The following is a 21,267-nucleotide window of genomic DNA, read 5'->3' as shown; positions in this document are numbered from 1 at the left end:
CATTTTCTTTATTTTAAAGCTTCATTGTTCGTAAAGCAAACATTTGATTCGACTTTTTCTGCTCTCGTTTCACTTTTTTCAATAATTCCGCTGAATTCACATTTACCTTGTCTTCATGTATTCTAAATGAATGAAGATATTGTATACCGGCTTTAGGAGGAAAAGTAATGGAACTGCTCTTTTTAGGAACAGGTGCAGGCATACCTGCAAAAACAAGAAACGTCACTTGCACAGCGCTCAAGCTTTTAGAAGAAAGAAATGCAGTGTGGCTTTTTGATTGCGGAGAAGCGACGCAGCATCAAATCTTACATACAGCGATTAAACCGAGAAAGATCGAGAAAATATTTATCACACATATGCACGGTGATCATGTATATGGCCTTCCGGGACTCCTTGGCAGCAGATCCTTTCAAGGCGGGGAGGATGAATTGACGATCTATGGACCAAAGGGCATCAAGGCCTTTGTGAATGCAGCACTTTCAGCTACACAAACGCATTTGACATATCCGCTGCATATCATAGAAATAGACGAAGGGATCGTCTTTGAAGATGATACCTTTCAAGTAGAAGCAAGAAGAGTCTCTCACGGGATTCCAGCTTACGGCTATCGGGTTGTGGAAAGAGATATGCCTGGTTCATTAAAAGCCGAAGACCTAAAAGAAATCGGTGTAAAACCTGGACCTTTGTATCAGAAGTTGAAAAATGGGGAAACCGTGACACTCGAAGATGGAAGAACCATTGATGGAACCGATTATTTGGAACCCCCTAAAAAAGGGAGAATCGTTGCATTTTCAGGAGATACCCGTTTGTGCGAGAATATAACAAGGCTTGCCAAAAATGCGGATGTGTTAGTCCATGAAGCAACATTCGGTAAAGAAGATGCAGATTTAGCCTACAATTATTATCACAGTACAACAGAACAAGCAGCGAAAACAGCACAGGAAGCAGGCGCAAAAAGGCTCATTTTGACCCATATAAGTGCACGTTACCAAGGAGAAGAGGCACTGAAACAACTGTTGAAAGAAGCCCGCGATATATTCCCGCTGACAGAAGCTGCACATGATTTCTCTTCTTTCCCCATTGAACGCACCCTGTAAAAATTGGATGAATCGTCAAAAAAAGTTGTGTGATTTTTTTGATATTTATGATGACGCTCTTTTTCAGGTAGTGGTAAAATGGTGAAGAAAAAACAAATGACGAATTAAACTATGAAGAATACGGGAGGCACAATCAAAGATGAGCGGTTTTACAGCATTAAGTGAAGCAGAATTGAATGACCTATATGTGGCACTACAAAATGAGTATGAAACTTACAAAAGTAAGAACTTGCACTTAGACATGTCTAGAGGGAAGCCTTCACCAAAACAGCTCGATTTGTCTATGGGCATGCTCGATGTTGTGACATCAAAGGATGCAATGACAGCTGAAGATGGCACAGATGTGCGAAACTATGGCGGCTTGACAGGCCTTCCTGAAACGAAGACATTTTTTGCAGAAGTACTCAATTTAAAGCCAGAACAAATCATCATCGGCGGTAATTCTAGCCTGAATATGATGCATGATACCATTGCACGTGCGATGACTCACGGCGTATGTGACAGCAAAACACCTTGGGGAGAGCTGCCAAAGGTAAAATTCCTTGCACCAAGCCCAGGGTATGACCGTCATTTTGCCATTTGTGAGCTATTTAACATAGAGATGATCACGGTCGATATGAAGGCTGATGGACCTGATATGGATCAAGTAGAAAAATTGGTCGCAGAAGATGAAGCGATTAAAGGCATTTGGTGTGTACCGAAATATAGCAATCCAGACGGCATTACGTATTCAGATGAAGTCGTTGACCGCCTAGCTTCAATGAAAACAAAAGCAGACGACTTCCGCATTTTTTGGGATGATGCATATGCAGTCCACCATCTAACGGATACACCTGATACGTTAAAAGATATTTTTCAAGCAATTGAAGAGGCAGGATACCCGAACCGTGTGTTTATGTTTGCGTCTACGTCTAAAATTACATTCCCAGGCTCAGGTGTTGCACTGATGGCGTCTAGCCCTGACAATGTGAGCTTCACTCAAAAGCAATTATCGATTCAAACGATCGGACCAGACAAAATCAATCAACTAAGACATCTTCGTTTCTTCCAAAATCCAGAAGGTTTGAAGGAACATATGAAAAAGCATGCGGCGATCATTAAGCCAAAATTTGACCTCGTTCTTTCCATTCTTGACGAAAAACTTGGCGGGAAAGACATCGCTGAATGGCACAAGCCAAATGGCGGATATTTCATTAGTTTAAATACACTTGATCATTGTGCAAAAGCTGTTGTGCAAAAAGCAAAAGAAGCAGGTGTCACAATGACAGGTGCAGGTGCAACATATCCATATGGAAAAGATCCGCTTGATCGCAACATTCGCATTGCACCAACATTCCCGGCTCTTGAAGAACTAGAGCAAGCGATTGACATCTTTACATTATGTGTTCAGCTTGTCAGCATTGAAAAGCTGCTTTCTGAAAAAAGTCAATCTGCTCCAACGGCATAAATAGAAGAAACTCCTTGACTCATAACGGGTCAAGGAGTTTTTTATTTTAATTAGCAGTTTGGTAATAGGAGACAGGTTGTTTGGCTGCGCACCATACATCATAGATAGCAAGCTGTACAATATGCGGTTCATCATGATGAATATAGTGCGAGCTGTTTTGCGCCTGAATCCATCCGCTTTGGGATGACAAAGACAGCATGCGTTTATGAAGTCTGAGCCAAGCTTCATGAGCTGGGTGAAACAATCGGCTCTTACCTGATGAAATGACAAGAAGCGGCATCATTCCAAAATGAGTTTGCTCCTCTTTCATTGTGCTTAACATTTGCTGAAAGTCCTCATGCGTACATTCTGCTGTAAACTGCGCCATATATGAAGTGCGTTCTTCCTTTGATAAAAGCGGCAGGATCATCTGCTCTTGCTCCTCGCTTGCTGGGTCTAACAGCACCATGCCAATGACATCATCTCCTCTGCGGCTTGCCCATAACCGGCTGACAAGAGAGCCAAATGAGTGAGCGACAATAAGAAATGGCGGCTGAATATTGGCTTCTTTCAGCAGCGCATCTAAATCATCAGCGAGGTCATGCAAGGTTCTTCCTTCACCGCTCTCACTGCTCTTTCCATTTCCTAAACGGTCGTATAAGAAAACCCCAAGCTCTGGGTCAATATCACGTGCCATATTCGACCACGTATCACTAGAAATGCCGTAGCCTGCTTCAAAGATAATCGTGGCTTGCCTTTTGCCTTGACGATGTTTTGTATAAAAGTGGTGTCCATCTATATGATACATTTTTTCAATCATTACCGAATTCATTCTTCCATCTCCTCTAAGCAGTTCTTTAGCTAAAAGACGGCACAAAAGGCAGATATGTTTCTCTTAAAAACAAAAAAGATGCCTATTTCGAAAAATAGACACCTTTTTTCCTAAGAGCTTTTACCAAGCGCGATCATATTGACGCGGGCTTTCGATGGATGTAAGGAGTTCTTGAGCAGCTGTTTTTGGGAAGTATGGATCCCGTAAAAACTCTCTGCCAATAAAGATCAAATCCGCACGCTGATTTTGTAAAATCTCCTCTGCCTGTACACCAGATGTGATGAGACCGACAGCAGCTGTTTGAATGCCGGCACCTTCTTTTATTTTCTCTGCGAATGTGACTTGGTAGCCGGGGAATGTATTGATTTTCGCCTGTACGACAGCACCTGAGCTGACATCGATTAAGTCGACACCTTGCTCTTTGAGCCAAGTGGCAATCCCGATATAATCTGCAATATCAAGTCCTTTTGTCGTGTAATCAGAAGCCGACACACGGACAAATAAAGGTCCGTCCCATACGGTATTGACTGCATCTACGACTTCTCTTAAGAAACGATAACGGTTCTCTGGTGAACCGCCATAGTCGTCTGTTCGGTGGTTCGCCAGCGGTGAAAGAAATTCATTGATCAAATAGCCATGTGCACCATGAATTTCAATGATGTCAAAACCCGCTTTTTTTGCCCGTACAGCTGCATCCTGAAACGCCTGAACGGTATCTTTGATTTGGTCAACAGACATCTCGACAGGGGTTTTAGATGTTTCATCAAATGGGATGCTTGATGGTGCAAGAATGTCTCCATCAAGTTCAGCCTTACGTCCTGCATGGGCTAGCTGGATGGCTGTCTTCGTTCCGTATGCTTTGATTTGTTCGTTTAATGAAGCGAAACCTTCAATGTGCTCATCGCTCCAAATCCCGAGGTCTTGATCACTAATTCTTCCCTCGGGAGATACAGCACTGGCTTCCACCATGATGAGACCAGCCTGACCTTGTGCACGGGAAATATAATGTGTGAAGTGGAAAGGCTGTAATTTCCCATCACGGTCATAGGATGAATACATACACATCGGGGACATCACGATGCGGTTTTTCAGTGTAACACCTTTTAATGTCCAAGGTGAAAAGAGTTTTGTTTCCAAATACCTTCGCCTCCTCATGGAATTGTATAGCCGATTATAACAGCCATTCAAACTTTCGTCATAAAAGGTGCTCAAAGAATATAGCTTTTATACACGTTTTTGTATAATGGAGAGATAGAGACATCAAAGGGGGAGAACGGATGAAATGGCAAACAGAGAGTGAACGAAAGGAGCTCCTGACAGCTCTTATGCAGTATGAAAGTATATCAGGTACAACAGGAGAAGTCGCGTTAGCGGAATATTTATATTATTTGCTGAGGGAGCGGCCTTATTTTGAGCAGAACCCTGATCATTTGGCTTTGCATCCGATGAAAGATGGCCGGTATTATTTAACGGCACTTGTGAAGCGAAGTACGCTGCAGCGTACCGTGCTGCTTCTTAGTCACTTTGATGTAGTCGATACAGAAGATTACGGCGAATTTCAAAACATGGCATGCAAGCCTGAAGAGTTAATGACTTCCTTTTCGCAAAAAAGTGAGCTTCTTCCAAAGAGGGCAAGAGAGGACCTTGCTTCAGGCGACTGGCTGTTTGGAAGAGGGGCCATGGATATGAAAGCAGGTCTCACCGTACAGCTTTCTATGCTGGAAAGAGCGATGACAGAAACATTTGATGGAAATGTCCTGCTCGTCACAGTTCCTGATGAGGAAGTAAATTCACAAGGAATGCTTGAGGCTGTGCCGAAATTAAAAGAGCTTAAAGAAAAACATGATCTTGACTATACCGCGTGTTTAAACAGTGAGCCGATGTTTGAAAAGTATCCAGGGGATGAACATCATTATATGTATACAGGCAGTATAGGAAAGGTATTAGCCGGATTTTTCTGTAAAGGGATCGAAACGCATGTAGGAGAGCCTTTCTCAGGCTTAAATGCGAATTGTATGGTATCTGAACTAAACCGGCTGTTAGAGCTCAATAGTGACTATTGTGAGGAAGCAGATGGTGAAGTAACGCCGCCTCCAACGAACTTAATGCAAAAGGACTTGAAAGAAGCCTATTCCGTTCAAACACCTCACACAGCCGTATCTTTATTTAATGTGCTCATGATGAAACGTTCAAGTGAAGAACTGCACGGACTTCTCTATGAAACTGCGAAACAAGCAGCAGACCAAATCGAGGCAAATCTTCGGCAGAAAACAGCTGACTTTCAGCGCTTTAAACACTTTACACCAATAGACACTCAGGTGACGGTTCTCACATATCACGAGCTGTATCAAAAAGCCGCAGATCGCTCTGGTGAACAGGAAGTCGAGCGCATTGTCAACTATGCATTCGCCAACCGAGGTGAACTTGGAGATCGTGATTTTTCAACGAAAATTGTCTCGGAGCTGACGACACTATGTAAGGAAGAAGGACCGCTGATTGTTCTATTTTATAGTCCGCCATTTTACCCTTCGGTGTCCTCAACAGAAGATACGCATATTCAGAAGACATTCAAGAAGATTCAAAAAGAGGCAAAAGAGGTATATGGACTTGAAGTAGAGGAAGTGAAATATTTCCCGGGATTGTCTGATTTAAGTTACTTACAGCTCGAAAAGCAGGAAGTAGGTCATTATACAACCAATATGCCGCTTTACCAAAAAGGCTATTCTTTACCGCAAGGAGAAAAGGAAGCCCTTTACGTTCCAGTCATCAACGTAGGTCCACTAGGAAAGGACCCGCACAAATGGACAGAGCGGCTGCACGTCCCGTTCTCTTTTGGCATTTTGCCAGAATTACTAGAATCAACGATTCATGCTTTATTAGAGAAAAGTAAGTAGATGTAATGAAGAGCCCTATCTTAATGATAGGGCTTTTGGTTGTGAATGTTCAGTCTATATTTTCATGGTTATACCAAAAGTTTCATACGTAAATTGTATATAAAACAATAGTCCTTACAAAAAATAGTGAAAATGATTGAAATATTCAGAAAAGTCTATTATAATCAATTATGTAATTAAGTTACAATTTATCTAATTAAAAGGAGGTGATGAAAATGAAGCGTAACGAGTGGATTGCAATCTAATGAATAGAATCAATACTTACTGAAAAGAGTGTTTCGCAGAGAAGTGATTTTTTTAGCTTCTCTGTGAATTTGTATGTGGGATAAAAATAGACGAGAGTTGGGTGAGAGAATTGTCAAATATGAAAAGTTATTATGATGAGCATCCGTCTTTATGGAATTTTCTTTATCCTTTTTTTGGCCAAGCGAGCCAAGAAGGAGCACAATCTCGTGTGACAGAATTCATTCAGAAAGAACGAACATTTCAAAAAGGGAAAAACGCTTTATATTTACATATCCCTTTCTGCGATACGATCTGTTCGTTTTGTCCTTTTATTAAATCTACGAAATATGAGCCCATTATCGGAAAGTATATAGATGCTTTAATCAATGAGATGCGTATCTTATCCCAATCCCCTAATATCCAAAAAATGACGTTTGATGTGGTGTTCGTTGGTGGAGGTACTCCTTCCATAATGCCCCCAGAACTAATCTATCGACTTTCGACCGCTATAAAAGAAAATTTCTCATTATCTGCTGATTATGAATGGACATTTGAATGTGAAGCAAAAACAGCTACACCAGAAAGAGTGGCTGCTATGGCTGAAGGTGGAGCCAACAGAGGGAGCTTTGGTGTCCAAACATTAAATGAATACTATCGGAAAATGTTCAACTTAACGGCTAGTTTTGATCAAATCTCTCAGACTGTGGACTTAATGAAACGTCATTTCCAATCTTATAACATTGATTTGCTTTATCAGCTGCCTGGACAAACGAAAGAAGAGATGATAGAGGACATAAATGGAGTGATGTCATTAGGAAGCACAAGTATTGATACGTATCCACTAGAATATATTGCTTGTTCGAAGGGATGGTTATCAAAAATTAACAAAGGCAAGGTGCCAATGCCGCCAAATCCTAAAGAAAAATTTGAGTTTAGTGATACATTATATCGTCATTTAAAAAAGAATGGCTGGCATCAAAATTATGTGTATACGTTTATGGCTCCAGAGCATCAGAATAAACGTTTTCAATATGGCGAAGTGATTTACGGGGGATATGAAGATCAATATATTGGTTTGGGAACAGGAGCGATCTCCTACATGCAAGGCATGATATGGTCAAATGAAGGAAATACGCAAAAGTATATCGAAAGCCTGACGAATCAAGAATTACCTATTGTTAAATCTAGAGAATATCATGCTTTTGATAGAAGACTCGTCTTCTTCCCTAAAACAATGAAAATAGAAAAAACGCATCTCAATCGAATGCCAAAGCGTGAGGAAATCTATCGTAAACTACAACTGCTCATAATGAAAGGAGTAGTTGAAGAAGCGGAGCAATATTTTGTAATCAAAGAAGAAGCGAAGCCATGGTATCCGGCGATCTTAGTTGATCTTATACCAGAAAAAGAGAGAGAAAATTATGATCAAGCCGTGGAGTTTATGCAAAAAGAGTTAGGCTGGTACGAGTCGACTGAGGTGCTCCTCTAATGATTTCAAAGAAAGAAACGACATCGCTATTCAAAGATCAAAATTTTGTCTGTTTCTTTATTGGGCAAAACTTATCTGCTTTTGGAGATTGGTTTAGAACGATAGCGACGATTGGTTTAATTTATGAACTTACTGGGAAAGCGACCCATCTAAGCATTCTATTTATTTGTTCCATGCTCCCTCTCATTTTAACATCCATGCTTTTGAGCCCAATTATAGATAAGTTTTCTTACAAAAAAGTTGTGATATTCGCAGATGTGGCACGTTTTATCATTGGACTGGGGTTTGTTTTAGTTGTCACAATGAATGTTACACCGTTTATCCTTTATTTATTATTAGCGTTAAATGGTGCTTTCTCTGGTATATATCTGCCTGCTCGTTCATCTATGATACCTGAAATCCTTGATAAGGAGCAGCTTTCTAAGGGGAATAGTATACTGGCGACATCTTTTAGCGCATCGATGCTCATTGCGACAGGATTAGGCGGGTTGGTGACAGAAATTTGGTCAATTTCCACAATTTATTTAGTAGATGCGCTGACATTTTTATTATCAGCTATGCTGTTAATTCCAATTAAAGCGAAAGAAGCGTCTGAAAAAAAAGAGTATGTGTCATATGTTCAAAGTTTTAAAGAAGGAATTAAAGAAATCAAGGGATCACCCAAAATTCAAAGCGCCATATGGATATTGATGTCAAGAGAGTTTGCTTTAAGCATCGTTTATGTTTTATTTAGTCTGTATATTTTAGAAGTGGCAAGAGAAGGGAATTTTGGCTTGGGGCTTGGTCATACAATTAGTGGACTAGGGCAAATTATCGGTGGACTTACACTTGCATCGTACTTCAAAAAAGTGAAATTCTCCTTTCAATTTTATAAAAGGTGGTCTACATTAGCGGTTATATTGCTTGCGATATTACATGCATTGTCGTATCAACAAACGACTTTTATTGGATTTTTGATTGTTGTTTTATTAGCCAATCTATTATATAGCCCAATCGAAGTTTTGTATTCTACTAATATTATGACATATGCAAGCAGTCATTTAAGAGCCCGTGTGTTTTCAGCAGGTCTTGCATTATCACGCATATTTTATATTAGTGGGTTTATCCTCATGGCATTTATCGGAGATTTGATTCCTATACATGTCATCGCTATAGGGATGGCAGGGCTTGTGATAGTAGCAGGTTTGATGAACAGCTTACTGCTACTAAAAGGAAAGCATCAAGATAAATCAAAAGTAGAAATGCATTCACTGTAAAGGAGACGTTGATTGCGTAATGGAAACTGGGAAATTAACAAAAACAGACATCATCACATCGCTTCAGGAAAGTATGAGTGAACTAGAGAAGATAGTGAAGGCTTGTGATGATTACACACTGGATCAATCTTTGGGGGAGGGGAAGTGGTCAATTAAGCAGCTCGCCGGGCATTTGTATGACACAGAAGAAGTCTGGTCAGAGCGGATAGAGCAAGCGATATCAGATGATCACACGCCCTTTCAATCGTATGATCCTGAAATATACGTGAAAGAAAGAGCGTATGAATGGTATAACGCTGACGATATCAAAGCATTGATCAAACGGATGAAAGAGAGAAGAAACAACACGCTTCGGCTATTAGAAAAAGATATTTGGGAACAATCAGGCCTGCATCCGGAAGAAGGAGTGATGACCGTCCAAATATTAGCTGAAACCATCGCTTTACATGAACAACATCATCTGGATCAAATCAAAGCCATCATGTCAATGAGTGAATCATCTACATGAGGAGGTGCTAAAGTGAAGCATCAAGAATTATTAGTTGATGTGAATTTTTATCAGGCACGTGATTCTTTATTAGAACAAGCTATTTCTAGTAAAGAACAGAAAGAACCGAAGTGTGAATCACGCAATTCACACCCAGTGGCCAGCGAGAAAAAATAGAGGGTCATATGTGAAAAAGCACCTGTCATCAAAACAGGTGCTTTTCAATTTCATTTATACGTGCTTGCTGAAAACATTTCGTTTAATTCTGCTGCGCGTTTAGTGGCTGTTTTGACACAATCGACAACGGCTTCTTCAAATTGATAGGCAGCCAGTGTGTTCAGGCCGGCTTCTGTTGTACCGCCTTCACTTGTAATTTCTTTGCGCAGTTGGGCAGGCTCTTTTCCGCTGTCTTGAAGCATATTGGCGGCGCCTGCAATCATTTGGCAAATGAGTAATTTCGCAGTTGCTTGGTCCATTCCAAGTTCCGAAGCTCCTCGCTCCATTCCTTCAATCAAATGATAAATGAAGGCTGGGCCGCTGCCTGCGATGGCTGTCACAGCATTTAGCTGCGATTCATCTAATACTGTGACATGCCCGATTGTTTCAAACAGCTCGACGGCTTTTTTCTTTTGCCCCTCTGTCACTTCATGACTTACGGCAATACCTGTTGCTGACTGCTGAATCGCCGCTGATGTATTTGGCATCGCACGAACGACTGCTGTCTTTCCGCCAGCATAGTGTTGAATCGTTTCAATGGAAATACCAGCTAAAATAGAAATGATCAGCTGTCCATGTAAATGAGGCTGAACTTCAGAAATTCCGCTTTCTGCATCCTTCGGTTTTAAGGCAAAAACGAGAATATCCGTTTCTTCATAAATAAAGGACCGAGCGAAATCCGTTTTGACCCCATAACGTACCTGTAATTCTTCTAATCGTTTTTCATTCGTTTTGTTTGTAACAATGATATCTTCATTCGACATCATTCCGCTTTTTAATAAACCTTTGATCATAGACTCTGCCATTGAGCCTGCACCGATAAATCCAATTTTACTCATAAGCTGCTCCTCCTTGTAGAAAATAAAAAAACCTCTCGCCTGAAAAGGACGAAAGGTTTTTCGCGGTACCACCCTCAATTAGCATGCAAACCTGCATACTCAGCTCTAGTCCCTTAACGCGGGAAACGTTTAGGTTTGCCTAACAGCTCAAAGGGCAGGTTCAGCAAATAAGAGGATGGTGAAGTCTTTCAGCCGGCGGACCTCACTCTCTTGCATCGTTATTTTGCTTACTAATCCTTATCATCGCGCATCATATATTTGTTGTTCATTATGCAACGATGGACAAGTTTATGTCAATAGGGCAGTTTAAAAAATTGCCCATCTAAACCGCATGACAGTCTGCCTTTTGCAAGATACAATGAAGTATGAAGGCTTAAGTACCCACAATCATGAGTCAAAAAGCAGGAGATGACGTATAAAAGTGAAAGAAAACATCATTCAATTATCCATCCCAACGCCGTTTGCCGTTGGGGATGTGCATGCATATGTATTAAAAGGAGAGGCCGTCACCTTAGTAGATTGCGGTCCGATGACAGAAGAGGCAGAGCATGCTTTTGTCACGCAATTAAAGGAACATCGTTTATCGATAGACGATATTGATCAAGTGGTGCTGACCCATCATCATGCAGATCATGTCGGTCTGTTAAATCTGATGAAACCTCATGTCCGTGTGATCGGACACCAGCTAAATGAGCCGTATATTAGTCAGGATCCAGTCTTTAAGCAGCGCCAAGTGGACTTTATGATTCCTTTTTTTCAGCAGTTAGGTGTCCCGCTTCGGCAAAATGAGTGTGAAAAAATGGTGAAGCAATCTTATACATATTCTTGTACTTCACATGTAGATGAGATCATAAAAGAAGGTGATCGTTTAAGCGGGCATGAACATTTCTTTGTGATGGAAACACCCGGACACGCACAATCTCATCTTTCTTTTTTAGATGAAAGAACGGGGAATTTTATTGGCGGCGACCTGCTTTTGACAACCATTTCTTCAAATCCGTTAATGGAAGCACCGTATGAAGGCGAGGAACGTCAAAAATCACTGCTTCAATATAAAGCATCACTCAATCGGTTATTGCGTCTGCCAATCAAGACGATTTATCCAGGACACGGTCAGCTCATCACGTCCCACCATGAATTGATTGAAGAAAGATTTAAGAAACAAGAGAAACGAGCAAATACGATGTATCAGCTGCTTAAACAAAAAGAAATGACGGCCTTTCATCTTTGCCGCAAGCTATTTCCTGTGATGTATGAAGAGGCCTTGTTTTTAACGATGTCTGAGACAGTCGGTCAGCTGGATGTGCTCTTAGAGGCTGGGCAAATTGAAGAAATGCAAAAAGACGGAATCGTCTATTACAGAGCAAACTAAGGAGTGAAACGCATGGGGCGATTGACAGGAAAAAGGGTTTGGATTACTGGCGCATCTGGGGGCATTGGTGAAAAAATGGCGTACTTGGCAGCAGAAGAAGGCGCAGAGATCATTATTTCAGCAAGACGAGTGGAAAAGCTTACTAGTGTGAAAGAGAAAATTATGAGTGCTGGCGGGGTGTGTCACATCGCTCAGCTTGATGTCAGCCAGCTTGAGGACATTGATCGCGCGTATGAAGAAGTGGGGCCGGTCGATATTTTGGTCAACAATGCCGGCTTTGGCGTATTCGATCTCGTCGAAGATGCCTCCATAGAGGAAATGGTGTCGATGTTTGAGGTGAATGTGTTTGGCTTAATCGCCTGCACGAAAAAGGTCATCCCTGAGATGAAACAAAGAGGGCAGGGACATATTATCAATATCGCATCCCAGGCAGGAAAGATTGCAACTCCCAAATCAGCTATTTATTCCGCATCAAAGCATGCCGTTCTTGGATTTTCAAACAGCCTCAGAATGGAGCTGGCAGACTCAGGCATTCACGTGACGACAGTCAACCCAGGACCAATTGCCACAGACTTCTTTACCATCGCTGACCGCAGCGGTGAATATGTGAAGAACGTTGATTTTATGATGCTGAGTGCGGACAAGGTGGCAGGGAAGGTCGTATCTGCCATGATGACGAAAAAGAGAGAGATTAATCTGCCCGGCTGGATGAACGCTGGCAGCAAATTGTATCAGTTATTCCCATTTTTATTTGAAAAAGCAGCAAGAAAAGCGATGATGAAAAAGTAACAAAAAAGAAACCGGTTTTGAACTGGTTTCTTTTTTTGAGGTAAGGCTTCATTGTGACACTTTCTATATCCGTCTTGCCGCTTGCTGAAGCGGGTCCCATACACTGTTAAAAGGCGGTGCATAGCTAATATCTAAATCTTCAAGATCTGTTATGGTCAGCTCTTGGTAAAGGGCAGCCGCCACGATATCAATCCGTTTATCTACACCGTTTCTGCCGATGATTTGGGCACCAAGCAAGGTACGGTCATCGCTTCTGTAAATCAGTTTCACTTTCATTTTCTGCGCTTCTGGGTAATACTTCGCGTGATCTGTACTATCAATGGTGATGACGGAGAAAGGAATGTCTGCCTCTTTTGCTTCTTTTTCTGATAAGCCTGTTCGTCCCGCTGTCACGTCCATAAATTTCATGACGGCTGTTCCAGTCACGCCTTGAAATGCCCGGTTTGTTCCTGTCATATGAAATCCTGCGATTCTCCCTTGTTTATTCGCAGTTGTGCCAAGCGGAATATAATCCAGTGATTTTTTGATGCGGTGGTAGGTCGCCGCGCAATCACCGGCAGCATAAATGTCTTTTATATTGGTTTGCATGTATTGATTTACTGCAATAGCGCCATTTTGAAGGCGCTTGATTCCGGTATGATGTAAAAAGGAGGTTTGCGGAGTGACGCCGATGGCCATGATGACCATAGCTGTTTGAATGGTTTGTTTGTCTGTGATAACAGCTGTGACATGTGACTTGCCTTCTAATTGCTGTACCGTTTCTCCGAGCGATACGTGAATGCCCTTGGCGTCAGCCTCTTCTTTAAGGTGTTTTGCCATATCGGAGTCAAAGCCCGGGCCGAGTGCTGCTCCCCGCTGAATGATATGTACGTTTTTTCCGAGCGCTTTTAAATTTTCAGCCATTTCAAGGCCGATATATCCACCGCCAATGATCGTGACATGTGTGACGTCCTTTTTTAAATGGTCTAAAATGGACAGCGCATGCGGGATGGTTTTTAATACGTGTACGCCTTCTAATGGCTGGCTGTCTAAATCCAGTGTGACAGGGCTTGCTCCTGTCGCAATTAAGAGGCGGTCATAGCTTTCTGTAAAGGGTTCTTTTGTTTTCGTATGATGACCCGACACTGTTTTTTGCTCTGGGTCAATAGAGGTCACTTCGTGTAAGCATCTGGCGTCAATTCCATATTTCTCTCGAAAGGTTTCGGCACTGCGTGCGATCAGCTTTCTGTGATGATCAATGAGACCGCCGATCAAATAGGGGAGTCCGCACTGTCCATATGAGAAAATCTCTCCTTTTTCAAAAGCAACAATGTGTGCATCTGGATCCTCTCTATATATTTGCATAGCGCAGCTCATTCCTGCTGCGTCTCCGCCAATCATCACATATTTCATTTGGTTTGCTCCCTTCTATCTATCGTACTGAATACTCTTATTTACCCTCATATTCCTTTTTTTAATGCTTTTTTTTTGCAAAAGAAGTAAACTTTCGTTGAAAAATAAAGACAGCGCCTTCATTTTAAGCTACAATCGGATTATCGTCTTTTTGGGTTACGAGTTTAGTGAAGATTGGTGGGAAAGACTTTGAGTGACACGAGACTAGATTTTAATACGCTATACACGCGCCATACGAGAGAGGCTTGGGCAGCTCTTGGAGAATATATGCCGGTATCTGTTTCAGAAGAGGAAGCGAGAGCGCTGCAAGGGTTAAATGACTATTTATCGCTGGAAGAAGTTCGAGATATTTACATACCGCTTATTCGTTTTTTGACATTACATGTCTTTGCAGAAAAACAAAAAAACCAGCATGTGAATGCCTTTTTAAACTACCCGCACCATGCCAAAATTCCCTTTTTAATTGGAATTGCTGGAAGTGTAGCTGTCGGGAAAAGCACAACGGCTCGTATCATTGAAACGCTTTTATCGAGGCTTGGAGATGGGCTGAAGGTGAGTCTTGTGACAACAGATGGCTTTTTATATCCTCAAAAAGAATTAAAGGATCGAGGGCTGATGGAAAAGAAGGGCTTCCCGGAAAGCTATGATGTCAAAGCCCTGCTGTCTTTTTTGAATGAATTAAAATCAGGTAAACAAACTGTGCATGCCCCGGTATATTCGCATCTGACCTATGACCGGCTAGAAGGGGTGTATGAAACAGTAGAGGATGCGGATATTGTCATTATTGAAGGAATCAATGTGCTCCAATCACCAGCGCTGGATGATCTGAAGGATGAACCGCGTGTGTTTGTATCAGATTTCTTTGATTTTTCGATTTATGTAGACGCCGCTGAAACGCAAATTCAATCATGGTATAAAGAACGATTTCGTTTGCTCAGGGAAACAGCCTTCCAAGACCCTGAATCCTTCTTTCATCAATATAAAGATTTGACGGATGAAGAGGCAGATCAAATGGCAAGCACGATTTGGAATACCGTGAACCGCCCAAATTTATACCAAAATATTTTACCGACAAAATATCGAGCTGATCTCATTTTGAAAAAAGGGGATCAGCACAAGGTGGAAGAGATCGCCATCCGCCGGGTATAAAGAAAAAACCGCTCAAACGAGAGAGCGGTTTTTTTAATGATCTCCACTTACTTTAACAGCTATGGCTGCTGCCGATCGCTTTTTTAGACGGTAATATCCAATGAGTAAAAATGGAACGCCTGCGATGGTGATCATTGACAAGACCGTAAAAATGGAGAGGGGATGGGCTGCGCCAAAATAGTCAATGCACAGTCCACCGACAAATGGTCCGATGACGCTGCCGAGCTGAGAAAATCCCATCGCCCCAAAGTACGATCCCTTCACTTCAGGCTTTGCAATATTGTCTACAAAAAGATCCATCATCGCAAACAGCAGAACCTCCCCAATCGTAAACACGACAATGATGAAAGCAAGCATGCCGAGACTCTGTGAAAAAGCAATGGCAAACAAACTGCCGGCAAGAAGAATATTCCCGGTGGTCAGCGACAAAATGGTGGAGTAGCGCTTCGCAATCATGATGAGCGGATATTGTACAACAATGACAACCACTGCATTTAAAGATAAAAGATATCCAAACAGTTTAGGACCATCCTCAATCATAGGTGACGCTGATAAGTATTGAGGCAGCGTTGAGCTTAAATGCGAATACCCGAACGAACATAAGGTAACACCGATGAGGATGATGCTAAAGACCGTATCTTTTTGGATAATGGAAAGGGCTTTTTTGACGCTGATTTGTTTCGTACTTTCTGGAGCAGCAACTGGATGCTTCTGAAATTGCCAGGCCAGTGTTAATCCATATAACAAATAAATGAAGGCAGCGACAAGAAATGGAAATGTTGTTTTCGATGATCCTAGATATAAGCCAAGCAGCGGGCCGAAGATCACCCCGATATTAATGGCCGTATACCGTAAATTAAAAACAAACAACCGAATACTTGATGGGGTGACATCGGATAAGAGTGCCTTAGACGTCGGTTCAAACAGTGCCCGGCACAGTCCATTTAAAGCGTTCATGAGAAAGAAGACCCAAATGGCATCTGCAAACGCAAAGCCAACAAAGACAAGTGTCCAGCCGAAGATGGATAGAAGCATGACCTTTTTCCTGCCGATTCGGTCAGAAACATAGCCGCCGTAAAAACTCGCCACGATCCCAATAAGGGAGCTGACGGCAATGATTAACCCAGCTGAAGAAGCTGAAGCCCCTTTGACTTGTGTCAAATAAACGGCCAAAAAAGGAATGCTCATGGACGTCGCCATTCGGCCGAATATGGTGCCGATGATGATCGTCCAACTAAGTGGATGTAAAGTACGTAAGTTATTTTTCATGCTGTTTCTCCCCTGAGTGTTAAGATGTTCCAATCATACATGAAAAATTGTGCAAATTAAATACACAATTTGATGGAGGAGACATCCGCCATAGGACAGAGGAGCCCCAAATAGCTCGCAAATTTGGAGAGCATGTTTTTTTCTGCCGATGCTTCTATGTCTTTTAGATCTTCTGATTCGTATGGTCACTTAAAGACCATTTAATCAAGATCAATCGCGACAATTTGCTGCAAGGACAGGTGGAGAACATCTTCATCATTGACGATTTTTATGCGCCGGGTTTCATAATGAATGGCTTTCACCCAGCCCCAAAACTGCTGTTTCATACCTGCTGCAGCATATGTCACGCAAATCGCTTGATCCTCTGTAATCGACTGTGTGATCAAAAAATTCATTTCCTCTAGCTGATCAGTGCTCAGCGGAGGAGGCGTGTATTCTTTTTTCTTTCGTTTTTGAGCAAGCAGCTGTTCACGGTGCTCTGGGAGCATCATTCGGCTTGATTCCCACATGATGTTGTATCCAGGTGTTAATTTATTGGGATTCATGGCTTTTCGCCTCCGTTATTTGTAATGTCCACCAATTTTTTCGGCGCGGTGATACGCCTGCCCTGCGCTTGTTAGTGACGAGGCGTGCAAGAGTGCAGCAGGTCCATACTTCATATGGATGGCATCAAATACTTTGCTGAGTCTGTCTTTTTTTAAATGGTGATCAAATAAACTCAGCTGATATTGGCTGTCAGGCTGCAGCTGCGAGAGAGTAATACCTACACTGCGAATGGGCTGGCCGTCCCAGTGCTGCTGGCATAGCTGAATAGCTGCTTCTGCAATATCTGTCCCGTACTGTGTGGGTGAATGGAGCTTGATTTGTCGATGAAATCCAGTCGGATGAGAAAAATCAGCGCCTCTTACGCCAACAGACACCGTTTGCCCAACATAATGCTTAAAGCGCGCACGTCTTGCCACTTCTTCACTCAATTCAAGAAGGGCGACTTTGATGTCCTCAAAGGACGCATAATCATGGGGAAGGGTCATATGATGCCCAACCGCTTTTTGCTGATCATGTGTGTGAAGAGTGACCGGGGAAGGGTCGTGTCCTAAAGCAGTTCGCTGCAGAAGCTCCCCGTTGATTCCCCAGCGTTTTTTTAGCCGGTCTAACGGATAAGTAGCAAGCGTCCCAATGGTACTGATGCCCATTCGTTTTAAATGGTGCTCCATTCGTTTGCCGACGCCAAATAGTTTTCCAACCGGAAGCGGCCATAAATCAGCCGCAACCCGGTCTGCACGAAGTTCATAGATGCCAGATGTGTTTTTTTTAGCAAAATGGTCACAGGCCATTTTAGCGAGCACTTTATTAGGACCAATACCAACACGTGCGTAAATGCCCGTCTGGTTCATAATGGTCGTTTGTATATTTTGAGCGATCTCGCGGGGTGAACCGAGTAGTGTCACACTCCCCGTAATATCGAGAAACTGTTCATCAATTGAATAGGGTTCGACAAGATCTGTGTATTGTTCCAGCAGTTCTGTCATCATGACAGAGACATCAAGGTAGCGCTGCATACGTGGACGTACAACGACGGCTTCAGGGCATTTCTCCTTTGCTTCCCATAATCTTGATGCATTTTGTACGCCCCGTTTTTTAGCGAGCGGGCAGGCCGCAAGTACGACCCCGCTCCGCCGCTCGGGATCTCCTGAAACGATGAGCGGCACATCCTTCAAATGGGGAGCCTCCACTTTTTCGACTGACGCATAAAACGACTGCATATCCACAAGCAGAATGGCTCGTTCATTCATGATTTTCACCTCTTAGAACGTATGTTCTGTATACATTTTAACCGCCAGAAGGTGAAATTGATACTGGTAAATCATTCAAAGAGAAGAGTGTAAATCCATACAAAAAAGACGAAGTGTCTCCACTTCGTCTCATCTGGGTAAAATGAGTCATTTTAAGCATGTGCCAAGTTGTTGGATGTTTGGAGCGGCTCAGAACGCAAACGATAGGCCGTTAGTTTTTTCTTAGGCTTATGGGTAAACTGCCGCACCACATCCACGTGGTCATCGTAATGATACAGATAAAGGGTTACATCATGCTTGCCAAGCTTTGTTTGCATGGTAAGCGGCGCCGGTCCTTCCTGTGGATGAAGAAAACGCTCTTCGTCACCAGGGTAAATATAGTAGCGTTCAATAAAGATCGCATCATTAAAATGTTGAATAATTTCAGATGTTTGCTGATCATCGAGTGGACGTCCTTGAAACGTCATCGTTGTTTGATCACTTGTTACTTTTGCATGCACCGCATAACGACTAAAAAGGCGTTCAACAACACCCGAAGGCAGCGAAGTGACAAGCAGCTTTAAAAGACTAAACACAACAAGTGAAGTAACAATCCAAACCAATATCATCATCTCCAATAAACGTTTGTTCCATTTCCTATATGATCCATCTTAACATAACAAAAGAATAAAACTTTCGCACAAAAAGTGAACTTTTTGAAATAAGTGTGAAGATTTAAAAGGAGATGACAGCGAAAGAACGAAGAACCAACAAAGCTGAAAGGAAAAAAGGCTGATACATCACCTTTACAAACAATTGATCAGACAGGTAGACTATTGAAACAGTTGATTTTTTGTGAAAAAAGAGCGGTACAGCTAAAAATGAAAAGGGGCGAGGTCATCATGATACGTCAAGTAAAACCGTCAGATTTTTATGCGGTCACATCCGTCATTCAAAGCTGGTGGGGAGGCAGAGATTTGCGCGCAAAATTGCCAAAGCTATTTTTCGAACATTTTCAGCAAACAAGTTTTGTTGTTGTTGAAAAAGGTGAACTGATCGGCTTTTTAGTCGGTTTTTTATCGCAATCACATTCAGATGAAGCGTATATTCACTTTGTCGGGGTACATCCAGACCACCGGAAATTAAAGATTGGTAAAATTCTCTATCAAGCGTTTTATGAAGCGGCTGAAAAGGAAGGAAGAACGACGATTAAGGCCATCACAGCTCCTGTCAATAAAGTCTCGATTGCTTACCATACAAAGCTCGGTTTTCAGATAGAAAAGGGAGATAAAACAGTGGATGGCATTTCAGTTTTTTCAGATTACGACGGCATTCATGAAGACCGGGTGCTATTTGTGAAAAAGCTGGAGGCGAAAGCATGATCATCAGACTGGATCAAAAAAATAAAGAAATAGCAAAAGAGCTGTTACATATACAATTAGCCGCATATCAGCGGGAGGCAGAACAAATTGGCTATCAAGATTTACCGCCCTTAAAAGAAACGGTTAAAGACATAATAGAAACAGATGAGATTTTCATAGGATTTGAAAAAGAGGGGCATTTGTTAGGGATCGCTTCATATGAACTGCATGACGATCGGATCATCCTCAGCCGGTTAGCTGTGCACCCACATCATGTCAATCAAGGAATCGGGACAGCGCTCCTGCAATCCATTATCCAGCATCAAAAAACAATCGAGCTCACAACAGCAGAGGCAAATACACCAGCAATCAAGCTTTATGAAAAATTAGGGTTTAAACAGAAGGCCCGTTTGCAGGTGGAAAACAATCTGATGTTAACAAAGATGGAACGTTTGATGCTTCGAAAGGTGGAAGTGATTGAATACCAATCGAGCTGGCCAAAACAATTTCAAGATGAGCATGACAAGCTGAAAAAGATAGTTGGCGACAACTGGGTATATGGCCACCATATTGGCAGTACGTCAGTCATAGGAATGGCGGCTAAGCCAATTATTGATATCTTGCTAGAGGTGAAGCATATCAGCAGCTTAGATGAGTGTAACCATCTGTTTCGCCAGCTTGGATATGAACCGCTCGGAGAAAATGGACTCAAGGGAAGACGTTTTTTTAGAAAAGGCGGCTTGAACCGAACACATCACGTTCACGCCTATGAAGCCGGACATGATGATGTAAAAAGGCATTTGGTGTTCCGAGATTATTTAAAAGCTGCACCTGACCGTGCCAAAGTCTATGCAGATAAAAAGCGTCAATTGGCAAAAGCCTATCCTGAAGATATGGCAAGTTATATCAAAGGAAAAGATGAGCTCATTAAAGAAATTGAACAAGAAGCGTACAATTGGTCAGACCAGTTAAAGACAAATGATCAGACATAAGAGCTGACAGGGCGTGAACATGTTTAATTGATGACTGATATGTTACAATGTAACAATCAACGAAAAAAGGATGTTCGGCATGTATATTCATATAACAGAACCAGCAGCAGCGTTCCTTACAAAACAACAAGCAGGGCATGAAACAAAAGAACTGCTCCTTCGATATGATTCAGATGGGTGCGGCTGTGCGGTAAGCGGTGTCCCAATGATTTGGCTCACAGGCGAAAGAACAGGCGAATGGGAAGAACTCAAGCATAATCAGCTCTTTAAGCTGTACATACACACAGCACAAAAGGTCTTTTTTGACGAGGAAATGACGATTGATTTTAACGAAAAAGCCAACACACTCATGTTGAAAAGTCCTCAACAAATACTCAGCCCGAGAATGGGTATACTTGTAAAGTAAGGTG

21 protein-coding genes and 1 other annotated feature are annotated in these 21,267 nt (G+C 42.1%); of the genes, 13 read left to right on the top strand and 8 right to left on the bottom strand.

Going from position 1 to position 21,267, the window contains the following annotated elements; translation table 11 throughout:
* Positions 1–167: 167 nt before the first annotated feature.
* Together rnz and NST65_RS10755 are read left to right on the top strand one after the other, a co-directional pair.
* On the top strand, positions 168–1,097 hold the full coding sequence (gene rnz / locus NST65_RS10760; protein WP_065214652.1) for a ribonuclease Z: 930 nt from the start codon (positions 168–170) through the stop codon (positions 1,095–1,097).
* Between the two features lie 139 nt (positions 1,098–1,236).
* Positions 1,237–2,544 (top strand): aminotransferase class I/II-fold pyridoxal phosphate-dependent enzyme, encoded by a 1,308-nt coding sequence (locus NST65_RS10755; protein WP_034280307.1) that lies wholly within the window; start codon positions 1,237–1,239, stop codon positions 2,542–2,544.
* Between the two features lie 46 nt (positions 2,545–2,590).
* Here NST65_RS10755 and NST65_RS10750 read toward each other — a convergent pair whose 3' ends face one another.
* Both NST65_RS10750 and namA read right to left on the bottom strand, forming a co-directional pair.
* Positions 2,591–3,355, bottom strand: a complete 765-nt coding sequence (locus tag NST65_RS10750) for an alpha/beta hydrolase (protein ID WP_046311700.1) — start codon at positions 3,353–3,355, stop codon at positions 2,591–2,593.
* A gap of 120 nt (positions 3,356–3,475) precedes the next feature.
* The gene (namA, locus tag NST65_RS10745; RefSeq protein ID WP_111926479.1) at positions 3,476–4,492 is read right to left on the bottom strand and encodes an NADPH dehydrogenase NamA; all 1,017 of its coding nucleotides are present in this window, start codon (positions 4,490–4,492) and stop codon (positions 3,476–3,478) included.
* A 140-nt stretch (positions 4,493–4,632) separates the two neighbouring features.
* On the opposite strand from namA, the gene NST65_RS10740 reads away from it, so the two are divergent.
* The 5 genes from NST65_RS10740 to NST65_RS10720 all read left to right on the top strand — a co-directional run bounded on the left by NST65_RS10740 (position 4,633) and on the right by NST65_RS10720 (position 9,883).
* Positions 4,633–6,249 carry a M20/M25/M40 family metallo-hydrolase gene (locus NST65_RS10740; protein ID WP_342488808.1) on the top strand — a complete coding sequence of 539 codons (1,617 nt, stop codon included), beginning with the start codon at positions 4,633–4,635 and terminating at the stop codon, positions 6,247–6,249.
* Positions 6,250–6,613: 364 nt separating this feature from the next.
* Positions 6,614–7,963, top strand: coding sequence for a radical SAM protein (locus tag NST65_RS10735; RefSeq protein WP_070326522.1), 1,350 nt, complete (start codon positions 6,614–6,616; stop codon positions 7,961–7,963).
* Positions 7,963–9,219 carry an MFS transporter gene (locus NST65_RS10730; RefSeq protein ID WP_111926483.1) on the top strand — a complete coding sequence of 419 codons (1,257 nt, stop codon included), beginning with the start codon at positions 7,963–7,965 and terminating at the stop codon, positions 9,217–9,219. The genes NST65_RS10735 and NST65_RS10730 overlap by 1 nt, the downstream gene beginning before the upstream one ends.
* Before the next feature lie 19 nt (positions 9,220–9,238).
* Positions 9,239–9,727: a DinB family protein gene (locus NST65_RS10725; protein WP_046311693.1), complete on the top strand. Its 489-nt coding sequence runs from the start codon at positions 9,239–9,241 to the stop codon at positions 9,725–9,727.
* A 12-nt stretch (positions 9,728–9,739) separates the two neighbouring features.
* Complete coding sequence (locus tag NST65_RS10720; RefSeq protein WP_155267113.1) at positions 9,740–9,883, top strand: hypothetical protein; 144 nt, start codon at positions 9,740–9,742, stop codon at positions 9,881–9,883.
* A gap of 50 nt (positions 9,884–9,933) precedes the next feature.
* Here NST65_RS10720 and proC read toward each other — a convergent pair whose 3' ends face one another.
* Positions 9,934–10,761, bottom strand: coding sequence for a pyrroline-5-carboxylate reductase (gene proC, locus NST65_RS10715; RefSeq protein ID WP_046311691.1), 828 nt, complete (start codon positions 10,759–10,761; stop codon positions 9,934–9,936).
* Between the two features lie 41 nt (positions 10,762–10,802).
* Positions 10,803–11,014, bottom strand: a binding site (T-box leader).
* A gap of 168 nt (positions 11,015–11,182) precedes the next feature.
* On the opposite strand from proC, the gene NST65_RS10710 reads away from it, so the two are divergent.
* The gene (locus tag NST65_RS10710; RefSeq protein ID WP_111926485.1) at positions 11,183–12,133 is read left to right on the top strand and encodes an MBL fold metallo-hydrolase; all 951 of its coding nucleotides are present in this window, start codon (positions 11,183–11,185) and stop codon (positions 12,131–12,133) included.
* A 12-nt stretch (positions 12,134–12,145) separates the two neighbouring features.
* Positions 12,146–12,922, top strand: a complete 777-nt coding sequence (locus NST65_RS10705) for an SDR family oxidoreductase (protein WP_034280324.1) — start codon at positions 12,146–12,148, stop codon at positions 12,920–12,922.
* Positions 12,923–12,985: 63 nt separating this feature from the next.
* On the opposite strand, the gene NST65_RS10700 is transcribed toward NST65_RS10705, so the two are convergent.
* The gene (locus tag NST65_RS10700) at positions 12,986–14,314 is read right to left on the bottom strand and encodes a CoA-disulfide reductase (protein ID WP_342488807.1); all 1,329 of its coding nucleotides are present in this window, start codon (positions 14,312–14,314) and stop codon (positions 12,986–12,988) included.
* Between the two features lie 189 nt (positions 14,315–14,503).
* Between NST65_RS10700 and coaA the strand changes: the two genes are divergently transcribed.
* A complete protein-coding gene (coaA, locus tag NST65_RS10695) occupies positions 14,504–15,463 on the top strand; it encodes a type I pantothenate kinase (RefSeq protein ID WP_024428044.1) in 960 nt (319 codons plus the stop codon).
* Positions 15,464–15,496: 33 nt separating this feature from the next.
* On the opposite strand, the gene NST65_RS10690 is transcribed toward coaA, so the two are convergent.
* The 4 genes from NST65_RS10690 to NST65_RS10675 form a co-directional block, all read right to left on the bottom strand.
* Complete coding sequence (locus NST65_RS10690) at positions 15,497–16,732, bottom strand: MFS transporter (protein WP_024428045.1); 1,236 nt, start codon at positions 16,730–16,732, stop codon at positions 15,497–15,499.
* A 200-nt stretch (positions 16,733–16,932) separates the two neighbouring features.
* Positions 16,933–17,277 (bottom strand): YolD-like family protein, encoded by a 345-nt coding sequence (locus NST65_RS10685; protein ID WP_034280328.1) that lies wholly within the window; start codon positions 17,275–17,277, stop codon positions 16,933–16,935.
* Positions 17,278–17,292: 15 nt separating this feature from the next.
* A complete protein-coding gene (locus tag NST65_RS10680) occupies positions 17,293–18,525 on the bottom strand; it encodes a DNA polymerase IV (RefSeq protein WP_046311686.1) in 1,233 nt (410 codons plus the stop codon).
* A gap of 152 nt (positions 18,526–18,677) precedes the next feature.
* Positions 18,678–19,127 carry a YfmQ family protein gene (locus NST65_RS10675; RefSeq protein WP_024422888.1) on the bottom strand — a complete coding sequence of 150 codons (450 nt, stop codon included), beginning with the start codon at positions 19,125–19,127 and terminating at the stop codon, positions 18,678–18,680.
* A 279-nt stretch (positions 19,128–19,406) separates the two neighbouring features.
* Between NST65_RS10675 and NST65_RS10670 the strand changes: the two genes are divergently transcribed.
* From NST65_RS10670 to NST65_RS10660, 3 genes are all read left to right on the top strand, one after another.
* The gene (locus NST65_RS10670) at positions 19,407–19,886 is read left to right on the top strand and encodes a GNAT family N-acetyltransferase (RefSeq protein ID WP_024428048.1); all 480 of its coding nucleotides are present in this window, start codon (positions 19,407–19,409) and stop codon (positions 19,884–19,886) included.
* Positions 19,883–20,857, top strand: a complete 975-nt coding sequence (locus tag NST65_RS10665; protein ID WP_034280332.1) for a GNAT family N-acetyltransferase — start codon at positions 19,883–19,885, stop codon at positions 20,855–20,857. Before NST65_RS10670 ends, NST65_RS10665 begins: the two co-directional genes overlap by 4 nt.
* A 79-nt stretch (positions 20,858–20,936) precedes the next feature.
* Positions 20,937–21,263, top strand: a complete 327-nt coding sequence (locus tag NST65_RS10660) for an iron-sulfur cluster biosynthesis family protein (RefSeq protein WP_024428050.1) — start codon at positions 20,937–20,939, stop codon at positions 21,261–21,263.
* Positions 21,264–21,267: the final 4 nt, after the last annotated feature.

Source organism: Bacillus sp. FSL P4-0248, from assembly GCF_038593305.1.
Classification (GTDB): Bacteria; Bacillota; Bacilli; order Bacillales; family Bacillaceae; genus Bacillus; species Bacillus safensis.
The sequence above is the reverse complement of the archived record's forward strand: the minus strand, read 5'-3'. Positions and strand labels throughout refer to the sequence as shown.